Origin of the sequence: Streptomyces sp. NPDC086077 (genome assembly GCF_040686175.1) — a bacterium.
In the GTDB taxonomy this organism is placed as follows: Bacteria; Actinomycetota; Actinomycetes; order Streptomycetales; family Streptomycetaceae; genus Streptomyces.
Map to the genome: position 1 here is coordinate 22,162 of NZ_JBFBJT010000077.1, position 12,837 is coordinate 34,998.

Annotated in this window: 6 protein-coding genes and 1 pseudogene; 1 reads left to right on the top strand and 6 read right to left on the bottom strand. The window is 73.6% G+C overall.

Translation table 11 applies throughout. The annotated features are described in order from the left end of the window. Window positions 1-55: 55 nt before the first annotated feature. Complete coding sequence (locus tag AB0O67_RS22220) at window positions 56-3,055, top strand: SCO5717 family growth-regulating ATPase (RefSeq protein ID WP_365452569.1); 3,000 nt, start codon at window positions 56-58, stop codon at window positions 3,053-3,055. 107 nt (window positions 3,056-3,162) lie between these two features. On the opposite strand, the gene AB0O67_RS22225 is transcribed toward AB0O67_RS22220, so the two are convergent. The 6 genes and pseudogenes from AB0O67_RS22225 to infB form a co-directional block, all read right to left on the bottom strand. Further along, the gene (locus AB0O67_RS22225) at window positions 3,163-4,122 is read right to left on the bottom strand and encodes a bifunctional riboflavin kinase/FAD synthetase (RefSeq protein WP_365452571.1); all 960 of its coding nucleotides are present in this window, start codon (window positions 4,120-4,122) and stop codon (window positions 3,163-3,165) included. Between the two features lie 123 nt (window positions 4,123-4,245). Then, a complete protein-coding gene (locus AB0O67_RS22230; protein WP_365452573.1) occupies window positions 4,246-7,809 on the bottom strand; it encodes a trypsin-like peptidase domain-containing protein in 3,564 nt (1,187 codons plus the stop codon). 291 nt (window positions 7,810-8,100) lie between these two features. Next, the gene (gene truB, locus AB0O67_RS22235; RefSeq protein WP_365452575.1) at window positions 8,101-9,006 is read right to left on the bottom strand and encodes a tRNA pseudouridine(55) synthase TruB; all 906 of its coding nucleotides are present in this window, start codon (window positions 9,004-9,006) and stop codon (window positions 8,101-8,103) included. Beyond that, on the bottom strand, window positions 9,003-9,449 hold the full coding sequence (gene rbfA / locus AB0O67_RS22240) for a 30S ribosome-binding factor RbfA (RefSeq protein WP_365452577.1): 447 nt from the start codon (window positions 9,447-9,449) through the stop codon (window positions 9,003-9,005). The genes truB and rbfA overlap by 4 nt, the downstream gene beginning before the upstream one ends. A gap of 39 nt (window positions 9,450-9,488) precedes the next feature. Beyond that, a complete protein-coding gene (locus tag AB0O67_RS22245; protein WP_365452583.1) occupies window positions 9,489-9,782 on the bottom strand; it encodes a DUF503 domain-containing protein in 294 nt (97 codons plus the stop codon). A gap of 198 nt (window positions 9,783-9,980) precedes the next feature. After that, a pseudogene (gene infB / locus AB0O67_RS22250) lies at window positions 9,981-12,837 on the bottom strand (translation initiation factor IF-2); the annotation flags it as partial.

Consider the following 12,837-nt stretch of genomic DNA (forward strand, 5'->3'; position numbering starts at 1 on the left):
AAGTATGGGTCGCCCCAGCACGGCATGAGGGTGCTCGACCACACCAGGAGGAATTGTGAGCAGCGATCGGGACGGGATCCGCGAGGGCTGGGCGACGCCCGGCGATGACCAGCCCGACGCGGAGGCCGCCATCGAGATGACGGGCGAGTTCACCATCGACTACGCGCCGCCTGCCTGGTACACGCAGAACGCGTCGGGAGCGTCGGGGGATTCGGCGAACTCGGACGATTCGGGGAACTCCGGAAATGCGGGGAACTCCGAGGATCCGGGGTCCGCTTCGTCACCGTCCGCGGCCTCCGGGCTGCCCGGGGCCGGTCCGGCCGCTCCGGTCCCTGCCCCGGCCCCGGAGTTCGGGCCCGGGCCCACTCCGCCGGCCCCTCCCGCTCCGGTCGCGCCGTTCACGCCGCCCGCCCCTGTGCCGATTCCCGGCGTGCCGTTCACACCGCCTCCGGCTGCTCCTGAGCCGGGAATCCCGTTCCCGCCTCCGGTCACGCCGCCGGCCGGGGAGCTCGGGGGTGTGCCCAGGCTGCCCGAGGGGAGCGGCTTCGAGCCTCAGGCGCCGGTCGCACCTGCCCCTGAGGCCACTCCGGCGCCCCCGGTCCCCCAGGCTCCCCCGGCTCACCCCGCTCCCGCCGCACCCCCCGCACCGCAGGCCTCCGAGGAGGCCGAGCCCGGGAACGGAGACGTGGAGAGCGGCGCCACCATGCGGTTCTCCGCGGCCTCCCTGCAGCGGGAGATCGCCGACCGCGCCGCCGCGGCCGAAGCGCACGAGAAGACCGAGGCCGGTGAGCGGGCCGAGGGTGACTCCTCGGGCGCGTCGGACGAGAGCGATGCCTCCGAGGACGCCGACCACGAGGCTCCTCGCACCGAGTCCGGCGCGGACGCCGACGCTCCGGCAGACACCGACGAGCCCGCCGCCGCGGCGGCCGACGACTCCCCCGGCGCCGACGCCGAAGCGGGCTCCGACGCCCCCGACGACGACGCTGCCCAGAACCAGGCCGTCGCCGCGCCGGCGACACCCGACGCGCCCTCGGCCTGGACTCCCCCGCCCACTCCGCACAGCGGCGTCCCCCCGTTGCCGCCGTCCTACCAGCCCGCGGCTCCTGTCCCGGCCACCCAGCCGGAACCACAGCCCGCCGCCGCCCAGGGCCAGCTGCCCCTGCCTCCGCAGCAGCCGTCAGTCCCGCCGCAGCCTCAGCCCCAGTCGGCGCAGCCCGCGTGGACCCCGCCGATCCAGACCCCGGCTCCCCACACCCCCAACGTCCCGCACCAGGCCGACGCCGAGCCCCACGCCCAGCAGGGCTACGGCTTCCCCAACCCGAGTGCTCCCCACGCCCAGCAGGGCTACGGCTTCCCGCACTCCGGCGCCCCGAACGCCCAGGACGGTTACGGCTTCCCCCACCCCGGTGTCCCGAACGCCCAGGGCGGCTACGGGTTCCCCCAGCCCCCGGCGCAGCCGCAGGCCGCCCACCCAGGCGTCCCTCCGCAGCCCGCCGCCCCCAACCCCCAGCACGCGCCCCAGAGCCCGAACCACGCGCAAGGCCCCCAGGTCCCGCAGGCCCCCCCGTTCCCCCAGCACGCGCAGAACCAGCAACACCCCCAGCACCAGCAGCACCCCCAACAGCCTCCGCAGGCCCCGCACGCCCCGCAGGGATACCCCCAGCCCCCGCACCAGCCGCAGGGCCAGAGCCAGGGTCAGGCCCCGCAGCCCCAAGCCCCGCACCAGCCCCCCGCCCCGCCCGCGGACCCCCGCCTCGGCACCGCCTGGCCCCAGCCGCTCCAGCACGACCAGCGTCAGCCCACCAACCCCGGTGCGGCGCCGCTCGGTTACACCGCGGCTGTCGAGCTCTCCTCCGACCGGCTGCTCAACAACAAGCGGCAGAAGGCGAAGAGCGGGCGTCCGACCGCCGCCGTCTCGCGGTTCAAGCTGGGCGCGAAGAAGGAGGAGGCCGAGCGTCAGCAGAAGCTGCAGCTCATCCGGACGCCGGTGCTGTCCTGCTACCGCATCGCCGTGATCAGCCTCAAGGGCGGCGTCGGCAAGACCACGACGACCACCGCCCTCGGCTCGACCCTCGCCATCGAGCGCCAGGACAAGATCCTCGCGATCGACGCCAACCCGGACGCCGGTACGCTCGGCCGCCGTGTGCGTCGCGAGACCGGGGCCACCATCCGTGACCTCGTCCAGGCGATCCCGTACCTCAACTCGTACATGGACATCCGGCGGTTCACCTCCCAGGCCCCCTCCGGCCTGGAGATCATCGCCAACGACGTCGACCCGGCCGTCTCGACGACCTTCAACGACGAGGACTACCGGCGCGCGATCGACGTGCTCGGCAAGCAGTACCCGGTCATCCTCACCGACTCGGGCACAGGTCTGCTCTACAGCGCCATGCGCGGTGTGCTCGACCTCGCCGACCAGCTCATCATCATCTCGACGCCGTCCGTGGACGGCGCGAGCAGCGCCAGTACGACGCTGGACTGGCTGTCCGCGCACGGTTACGCCGACCTGGTCTCACGCTCCATCACGGTCATCTCGGGTGTGCGCGAGACCGGCAAGATGATCAAGGTCGAGGACATCGTCTCCCACTTCGAGACGCGGTGCCGGGGCGTCATCGTCGTTCCGTTCGACGAGCATCTCTCCGCCGGCGCCGAGGTCGACCTCGACATGATGCGCCCCAAGGTGCGGGAGGCGTACTTCAACCTCGCGGCCATGGTCGCCGAGGACTTCGTACGCCACCAGCAGATGCATGGTCTGTGGACCAGCGACGGCAACCCGCCCCCGGTCGCCGCCCCGCCGATGCCTGGCCACTCCTACCCGGCTCAGCCCATGCCCGGCCAACCGGTACCGGGACAGCCGATGCCGGGCCAGCCCCTGCCCGGCCAGTACGCCCCCGGCCGGCCCTACGCTCCGCAGCAGGGCCACCCCGGTCCCCCCGCCCCCCAGCCGCCGCACCCTCAGCAGCCGCCCCAGCACCCCCAACACCCCCACCAGCAGCACCCCGGCTACGGCTACCCGCAGCCCGGTCAGCCCGAGGGGCCCCCGCCCCAGCAGTAGCGAAGGGCCACGAACACGAAGGGCGGCCGGTGCCCCGCAGGCACCGGCCGCCCTTCACGTCGTAACAGTGACGTCGCACAAGTACACGTCACACGTCACACGTCCACCTACGACGAAGACCCCTGCGCCGCCGCGACCAGCTCGCGGCACCGCTTCACGTCCTCCGCCATCTGCTCCAGCAGAGCCTGCAGCGTCTCGAACTTCGCCTGCCCCCGCACGAACGCCAGGAAGTCCACGGCGACGTGCAACCCGTACAGATCCAGCCCCACGCGGTCGATGGCGTACGCCTCCACCGTGCGCTCGGTCCCGTCGAACTGCGGGTTGGTGCCCACGGAGATCGCGGCCGGCATGGCCTCGCCCGCGACCGTCAGCCACCCCGCGTACACCCCGTCGGCCGGGATCGCGGTGTGCGGCAGCGTTTCGACGTTGGCCGTGGGGAAGCCCAGCTCCCGGCCGCGCTGAGCGCCTCGTACGACGACGCCCTCGACCCGGTGCGGGCGGCCGAGGATCTCCGCGGCACCGGCCACGTCCCCGGCCCCGACCAGCCGCCGCGTCAGCGTCGACGAGAACGGCTCGCCGCCGCCCGCCTCGCCCGACACGAAGAGCTCGATGACCTCGACCTCGAAGTCGTAGACCTTGCCCTGCTCGGCGAGGAACTCGACGTTTCCGGCGGCGCGGTGGCCGAAGCGGAAGTTCGGGCCCTCGACGACCGCCTTGGCGTGCAGCTTGTCGACCAGGACCTTGCCCACGAAGTCGGCGGGCGAGAGCTTCGAGAACTCGGCCGTGAAGGGGAGGATCAGCAGCGCGTCCACGCCCAGCTCGGCCATCAGCTCGGCACGGCGGTGGTGCGGGGCGAGCAGCGGCGGGTGGCTGCCTGGGCGGACGACCTCGCTGGGGTGCGGGTCGAAGGTGACGACGACGGCGGGGACGCCCAGCTCGCGGGCGCGTTGCACGGCGTGCCGGATGATCAGCTGGTGTCCGCGGTGGACACCGTCGTAGGACCCGATGGTGACGACGCTGCGCCCCCAGTCCTCGGGGATGTCCTCCAAGCCACGCCAGCGCTGCACTGTGACCGCTCCTCGAACCCGTGTCCGTCTATGCCTCTTACGCAGGTCTAAGGGTGCCATGCCGAGGAGGTTCGGCCCGCACCGGCATGGGGGCTGTGACCGGACGCACGTGTGCTCGCACGGTCATGCGGGAATCCGTACGCCGGCCAGACTCTCGATCATGCGGCGGGTGCTGGGGCCGACGACCGCCGCCCAGTCCTGCGGAGCGTCGTTCAGCCAGTGCGCCACGCGGGCCGCGAATCCCGGGATCTCGCGGCCCAGATCGAGCAGGGTGCGGTCGAAACGAGTGGCTCCCGCCGGGGTGCGGACGAGGAGCATGCCCGTGCGATGGACCAGGGCGCGCAGTCGGTCACCGCCGTGCCGCGCGGCCGTCCGCAGCAAGGCTTCCAGAACGGGCGCGGCGTGCTCGTGAACGAGGAGGAAGTCGCACAGTTCGCGGCGCAGGGCGCGGGAGGCGGGGGCGCCGGGCGCTGCGAGAACGCCGGCGAGCGCCACCCTCAACTCCTCGGGCCCGCCGTCGAGCAGTCCGGTGACCAGCGAGAACAGTACGGTCCTGGCGTCACGGCACCGGCCGCCGCACGTGCAGCCGGGCTGCGGACCCTCAGGAGACCCCTCGGCGCCACCACAACCGACGTCGAGCCGCCCGTCGACATACGCGGCCACCGGCCCCGCCCACCCCACCCGCAGCGCCACCGCCTCCCGGACGACCTCGGCGACCCCTCGCGCCGGCACCGGGCCCCCCGCGCCGCCGGCCGCCGACGGCCCGCCACCGCCCGCGAACAGCGCCTCGGCGAGCACGGACAGCGCCTCCACCGCGTCCGCCCGCCGCAGCCGGGTCCGGAAGGCCTCCAGAACCGGCTCGGGATGGGTCGCCAGCGCGGTCGCCAGCGCACTCGCGGGCAGCTGTGGATCACCGGCGGCGAAGTGCCCGGCGGCCCGTGGCAGGTAACGGGCCCGGGTGTGCGGATCGCGTACGAGGAGGGCGAGCGCCCCGCCGTGCAGTGCCCCGCCGTGCAGTGCCCCGCCGGCCGGGCGGGCGAGCAGGGCCAGGGCGGCATGACGCAGCAGCTCGCGGTCGGCCTCGTCCCGGGTGTGGGGCGCGGCGCGCAGCCCGTAGGTCACCGCAGCGGCACGCCGCGCCGGCCGCTCGTCGTGCGCCCACCGGTCGACTGCCCGGCACACGGCGGCGGGCTCCTCCTCGGCGAGTACGCCGAGCAGCTCGTCGCCCCGCCGGTGCGCGCTGTCGGCCAGCACCTCCGTGAGGTCGTCCAGCGCCCGGTGCCGATGCGTGTGCAGCAGCGCCTGCGCGGCCGTCGCCACGGTCGCGTGCGGCGCCGCGGGGAGCGCCCGCTCGTCGTCGAACCAGCGCACGAGATGCGGCTGTACGGCGGCGGGGTCGGCGGCGAGCAGCTGCGCGGCCGCGTCGAGGTACCGGCCGCCGCCGGCCGGGCCGGTGTCGGCGAGGAGCAGGCGGCGCAGCAGGTCCAGACGCTCGGCACCGCTCAGCGCCGGTTCCGCCCAGAAGGCGGGCCCGAACTCCGCCGGGACGGCCCGTCCCTGCCGCTGCCAGTCGACGATCGTCTCGGCGAGCAGCCGCAGCACCCGCAGATAGGGCGTGGCGTCCGGCACCCGGCGCAGCGTCTCGCCGAGCAGCCGGGCAGCCCACCAGGAGTGCGGGTCGTCGTCCAGGGCGCAGAGCAGTTCCTCCAGGCGGACGGCGAGCCGGTGCGTGCCGTGCTGCCGGGCGAGCAGGAGCAGGGCCTGGACGACGGGGCCGATGCGATGGCGCGGCACGGGGTCCGGGTGCTCGCAGGCCTGGGCGGGGTGGTGGACCAGCGCGCGCAGGGCCTCGTCCAGGTCGAGGTGGGTGCCCTGGATCCAGTCGGTGAGTTCCTCGTCGGCGAAGCGGTATCCGGTGCCGGCGGGGACGAGGAGGCCTTCGGCGAGGACGGCGGACGCCCAGCCGGTGCCACCGCCGAGCCGGGCCGGGGCCGGGCCCCGGGGGAACACGTCCTCGAAGGCGGCGCCGGTCAGCTCCCCCTGTCCGGGCCCGAGACTGCGCCGGGCCGCCTCGTGCACCTGACCGGCCACCTTCGCCGCGAGCCGGCGTACGGCGGTGCCGCGCAGGCCGTTCTCCGCCGCGAGCCGTACGGCCACGCGCAGGCACGTCAGGTCCAGGTGGGCGGCGAACACGTCGTGCCGGTCCAAAGGGGCGGACCGCGGCGCGTCGGGGATCGTGGCGAGGATCTCGGAGAAGAGGCGCAGGGTGAGAGGGTGGCGGGCGTCGGGTGCGGCGAGGGCGCCGTCGGGCACGCCGTAGCGGGTGCGGGCGTGGTGGGCCTCGTCGTCGTCGAGGTCGCCCAGGGGCACGCAGGGTGGCAGGCCAACGGGACCGGCGCCGGGGTGCAGACACTCCTCGGGGAATGCCGCTCCCGCCCGTTCCCAGTACTCCGCCCGGCACGCCACGACCAGCCGCGCCCCCGTCTCCCGCAGCCACCGCACGGTCCCCTGGGACCAGGCACTCAGCCGGTGGTCCAGTTCCGCCGGCATCTCCTCCGGGGCGTCGAGCAGCACGAACAGGGGGCGACCGGCGGCCCGGGCCAGCGCGGCGAGGCGATCAGGATCGGTGTCTTTAAGGGGGGCTTCCCCGGCCTCGGGCAGGCCCCCGTCATGACTCCCTCCCCGCGCAGCGGCCCCGCCCCCGGACACGACCACACTCCGCGTCGCCCGGCTGAGCACCCGCCGCACAGCGTCGGCGACCGACTCGTCCCCCTCCCGGAGGTCCGCCCCCCGTAGCCACACCGTGGGCGCCGGTGCCGCACCCCCGCGCCGCCGCGCGGCAAGCGCCACGAGCTCCGTCGTACGACCGCTGCCGGGCGGTCCGACGAGCCCCAGAACGGTGGCCGGGCCCTCGGCGAACGCGGCGAACTCCCCTACTGCGGCAGCCCGTTCGACAGCCTCGACGCGTCCCGAAGCGCCATCCCCTATCGACATCGCCGCCAGTTCAAGCACCCCGCCAAGATTGAGATCCGCCCCGTAGACGGGCACCGTCGCCGCGTTGCGGGCGAGCACCCGGGCCAGCGGACCGCTCTCGGCCGGCCGCAGCGGCACGGCGAACCCGCTGTCGCGGTGACCGGTGTGCAGCGCGGTGCCGAGCACGGCGACCACGGCACCGGTGGCGGCGTCGACGACCGGCCCCCCGGCCGCTCCGCCGCCCAGCCGCAGGGCGTCCCGCCCGGCCGTGCCGATCGCCAGCTGCAGTACGTCGTCGAGCTGCCGGAAGCGGTCCGTGGCCGTGTACGTCACCCCCGTCACCGCTCCCAGCACCCGTGCCTCACGCCAGCAGCCCGCGGCGATCCGCACGTAGGTGCCGGTCGTGACGCGGTCCCGCACGGTGATCGGCAGCGGGCGCACACCCAGCTCCTCGGCATGCACGAGAGCCAGGTTCCGCTCCGGCAGGGAGGTGACCGCCTCGGCGGAGACGACACAGCTGCGGGCTCCGGCGCGCAGGACGAGTCGCCCCAGACCGTCGACGGCCTCGTGACTGGTGAGGACGGTGCCCTGGTGGTCGGCGACGAAGCCGGTGCCGCGCGGGCGCCCGGCGAGGTCGTGGATGCGGACGAGGACGTCGTCGCGGAGGCCGGACGCGCCGTCCTGCGGTGCGATCCGCCGGTCCGGTGGCGCCATGGTCGAACCTCCCCGCCGTACCGCCGTACACATGTGCTCCGGCATCGACGGTAGGGGCGGGATGATCAGGGAAAAAGCACGCCGGACGAACGCGCCCCCCTGCACTCCCCTGGTTCACTCCGAGCGCCCGCCCGGCCGGGTGAACGGACCGGGGTCGCTGGATACACCCTAGGGGTGGGGGAACCGATGGGGGCTGTGGAGCGGCGGGAGTGCAGGGCCCCGTGACCGCCGCTCCACGGGCAGGAGCGCAGGGCTTTGTGCCGCCGCTCCCCGGGCGGGCGAAGGTGAGCGTCAGCCGAAGACGGCGAGGCTCTTGGCCTTGCCCCGCTGCGCCTCCACCAGCGCGAGGAAGCGGCCCTCGGGATCGAAGACGGCCACCGCCCCGGAGTCCGTGTACTCGTCGGGCATGTCGAGCCGCACACCGTTGAGAAGCAGCCGGGCCCGCCTGCCGTCGACGTCCCAGCGCGGGAACGCGGCGGTGGCCGCCTCGGCGATCGGCATCACGGTCAGCTCCTGCTGGAGCTGGTCCAGGGTGCGCGCGGCGTCGAGCTTGTACGGTCCGACGCGGGTCCGGCGCAGCGCGGTGAGGTGGCCGCCGACTCCCAGGTCGGCGCCCAGGTCACGGGCGAGGGCCCGGATGTAGGTGCCGGAGGAGCAGACCACCGAGACGACCAGGTCGAGCACGGGGGTGCCGTCCTCGGCGACGGCCCCCCGGACGTCGTACACGCTGAACGACGAGACGGTGACGGGCCTGGCCGGGATGTCGAAGTCCTCGCCGTCCCGGGCCCGCTTGTACGAGCGCACGCCGTCGATCTTGATGGCGCTGACCTTGGACGGCACCTGCATGATCTCGCCGGTGAGCCTGGCGATCCCCGCGTCGACGGCGTCCCGGGTGACCTTCGAGGCGTCCACCGACCCCGTGATCTCGCCCTCGGCGTCGTCCGTGACGGTCGTCTGGCCCAGGCGGATCGTGCCCAGGTACTCCTTCTCGGTCAGCGCTAGGTGCCCGAGGAGCTTGGTCGCCCGCTCGACGCCGAGGACGAGGACGCCCGTCGCCATCGGGTCGAGGGTGCCGGCGTGGCCGACGCGGCGCGTCCTGGCGATGCCCCGCATCTTGGCGACCACGTCGTGCGAAGTGAAGCCCGACGGCTTGTCGACGATGACAAGGCCGTCGGGCGTGGAGTGCTTCTGGGTCATGCGCTGGTGTCGTCCTCGTCCTCACCCGGCTTCTTGTACGGGTCGGCGTCACCGGCGTAGGCGGCGCCCGCCGAGGCCTCGCGCACCTTCTCGTCGGACTGGCGCGCCTTGTCGAGGAGGTCCTCGATGGTCCGGGCGGTGTCCGGGAGGGCGTCGGCGACGAAGGTGAGCGTCGGCGTGAACTTCACGCCGGCCGCCTTGCCGACCTCGGAGCGCAGGATGCCCTTGGCGCTCTCCAGACCGGCGGCCGCGGCCGCCCGCTCCTCCTCGTCCCCGTACACGGTGTAGAAGACGGTCGCCTCCCGCAGATCACCCGTCACCCGGGTGTCCGTGATGGTGACGTGCGAGCCGAGCCGCGGGTCCTTGATCCCGCGCTGCAGCTTCTGGGCCACCACCTCTCGGATGAGGTCCGCCAGCCTCTTAGCCCGCGCGTTGTCGGCCACTGGTCCGTCTCCCGTTCTTTCCTGATCTACGTTCTCTGGTCAGTCGTCGTCGCCGTGGAAGCGGCGTCTCACCGACAGCAGTTCCACCTCGGGGCGCCCGGCGACCAGCCGTTCGCACCGGTCCAGCACGTCGCTGATGTGCCCCGCGTCGCCGGACACCACCGCCAGGCCGATCTCGGCCCTGCGATGGAGGTCCATGTGGTCCACCTCGGCCGCGCTCACCGCGTACTTCCGCTGGAGTTCGGCGACGATCGGGCGGACGACGGAGCGCTTCTCCTTCAGCGACCGTACGTCGCCGAGGAGGAGGTCGAAGGACAGCGTCCCCACATACATGTATGCCACCGGTTCACCCGCCGGTCCGGGATCGACGGCCCCGCCGGCTGGACGGGCGGGGACATCAAGAACGGTACCGCGCCCTTGCCGGGGGCTCGACCGGGTTTTACCCGGGGCCGACCGCACATGGCCGGCCCCGTGGCAAACCGAGGTGGCCGACGGGCACAAGTCCCGTCGGCCACCGTCAGCCACTGGCTGTCACACCCGCGGCTTCTCTCGCATCTCGTACGTCGCGATGACGTCGTCGACCTTGATGTCGTTGAAGTTGCCGAGGTTGATACCGCCCTCGAACCCTTCGCGGATCTCGGTGACGTCGTCCTTGAAGCGACGCAGTCCCTCGATGTTGAGGCTCTCCGCGACGACCTTGCCGTCGCGGATGAGGCGGGCCTTGGTGTTGCGGCGCACCTCGCCGGAGCGGATGAGAACACCCGCGATGTTGCCCAGCTTGGACGACTTGAAGACCTCGCGGATCTCCGCCGTACCGAGCTCGACCTCCTCGAACTCCGGCTTGAGCATGCCCTTCAGGGCCGCCTCGATCTCCTCGATCGCCTGGTAGATGACCGAGTAGTAGCGGACGTCCACGCCCTCGCGCTCGGCCATCTGCGCCGCGCGGCCTGCCGCACGGACGTTGAAGCCGATCACGATGGCGTCCGAGCCCATCGCCAGGTCGATGTCGGACTCCGTGACCGCACCGACGCCGCGGTGCAGGACCCGGATGTCGACCTCTTCACCGACGTCGAGCTGGAGCAGCGAGGACTCCAGGGCCTCGACGGAACCAGAGGCGTCACCCTTGATGATGAGGTTGAGCTGCTGGACCTCGCCGGCCTTGAGCACCTTGTCCAGGTCCTCCAGGGAGACCCTGCGGGTGCGCTTGGCGAAGGCCGCGTTGCGCTCACGCGCCGCGCGCTTCTCGGCGATCTGACGGGCCGTACGGTCCTCGTCGACGACCAGGAAGTTGTCGCCCGCGCCCGGGACGTTGGTCAGGCCCAGGACCTGTACCGGCGTCGACGGACCCGCCTCGGCGACGTTGTTGCCGTTGTCGTCGAGCATGGCGCGCACCCGGCCGTAGGCGTCGCCCACGACCATCGTGTCGCCGACCCGCAGCGTGCCTCGCTGGACGAGGACCGTCGACACGGCACCGCGGCCGCGGTCGAGACGGGACTCGATCGAGATGCCCTGCGCGTCCTGGTTCGGGTTGGCCCGCAGGTCGAGCGAGGCGTCGGCCGTGAGGATCACGGCCTCCAGCAGCGAGTCGATGTGCAGACCCTGCTTGGCGGAGATGTCGACGAACATGGTGTCGCCGCCGTACTCCTCGGCCACGAGGCCGTACTCGGTCAGCTGACCGCGCACCTTGGTCGGGTCGGCACCCTCGACATCGATCTTGTTCACCGCGACCACGATCGGCACGTCGGCCGCCTTGGCGTGGTTGAGCGCCTCGACCGTCTGCGGCATGACGCCGTCGTTGGCCGCGACGACCAGGATCGCGATGTCGGTCGACTTCGCACCACGGGCACGCATGGCGGTGAACGCCTCGTGACCCGGGGTGTCGATGAAGGTGATCTTGCGCTCTTCGGCGTTGACCTCGGTCGCGACCTGGTAGGCACCGATGTGCTGGGTGATGCCACCGGCCTCGCCCGCGATGACGTTCGTCTTGCGGATGGCGTCGAGCAGGCGGGTCTTACCGTGGTCGACGTGACCCATGACGGTCACGACCGGCGGACGGACGACCAGGTCCTCCTCGGAGCCCTCGTCCTCACCGAACTCGATGTCGAAGGACTCGAGCAGCTCGCGGTCCTCCTCCTCGGGGCTGACGATCTGAACCGTGTAGTTCATCTCGCCGGCGAGGAGCTCCAGCGTCTCGTCGGAGACGGACTGCGTCGCCGTGACCATCTCGCCGAGGTTCATCATCACCGCGACGAGCGACGCCGGGTTGGCGTTGATCTTCTCCGCGAAGTCGGTGAGCGAGGCACCGCGCGACAGGCGAATGCTCTCGCCGTTGCCGCGAGGCAGCATCACACCGCCGACCGACGGGGCCTGCATGGCCTCGTACTCCTGGCGCCTCTGCCGCTTCGACTTGCGGCCGCGACGCGCGGGACCGCCGGGACGACCGAAGGCGCCCTGCGTGCCACCACGGCCACCGGGACCACCGGGACGACCACCGAAGCCGGGACGGCCACCGCCGCCACCGAAGCCACCGCCGCCACCACCGGGGCCGCCGCCACCGGGACGACCGGCGAAGCCGCCGCCGCCACCCGGACGACCGCCACCGCCGCCGCCACCGGGACGACCGGCGAAGCCGCCGCCGCCACCCGGACGACCGCCACCGCCGCCACCACCGGGACGACCGGCACCGGCCGGGCCGCGACCGCCGCCGGGACCCGGGCGCGGGCCGGCAGCGGGACGCTGCGGCATCATGCCGGGGTTCGGACGGGGACCTGCGGGACCGCCGCCGGGACGCGGGGCACCGCCCTGCGGACGCGGCATCGAGCCGGGGCTCGGACGGGAGCCCGGAGCCTGCGGACGCGGACCGCCACCCTGGCCACCAGGACCCTGGGGACGGGGACCGGCGCCGGGGGCACCGGGGCCACCACCGGGACGCTGGCCCTGCGGACGGGGCGCCTGCGGGCGCGCCATGCCGGTGGAGCCGCCGGAGGTGAAGGGGTTGTTACCCGGACGCGGGCCGGCCGGACGGGCACCGGGACGCGGCGCGGAAGCGCCGGGACGCGGACCCTGACCACCGGGGCGCTGGCCCTGACGGTCCTGACGGTCCGGACGGTCCTGGCCACCCGGACGGGCACCGCCGGGCTTGGGGGCACCGGGACGGGCGCCGGCCGGCTTGGGGCCGGACGCGGCGGCCGGGGTGGGGGCCGACGGCGGAGCGGTGAACTCCGGGGCGGCCGGGGCCGGACGCGGCGCGGGCTTGGGGCCCGGCGTCGGACGCGGACCCGAGGACGGCGCGGGCGCCGGAGCGGCGGGAGCCGCCTGGGCCGCTCAGCTGCCCGTCCAGTACGAAGAACGACTCCGAGATCGACCGGTGGAAGTGCGTGCTCGGTCC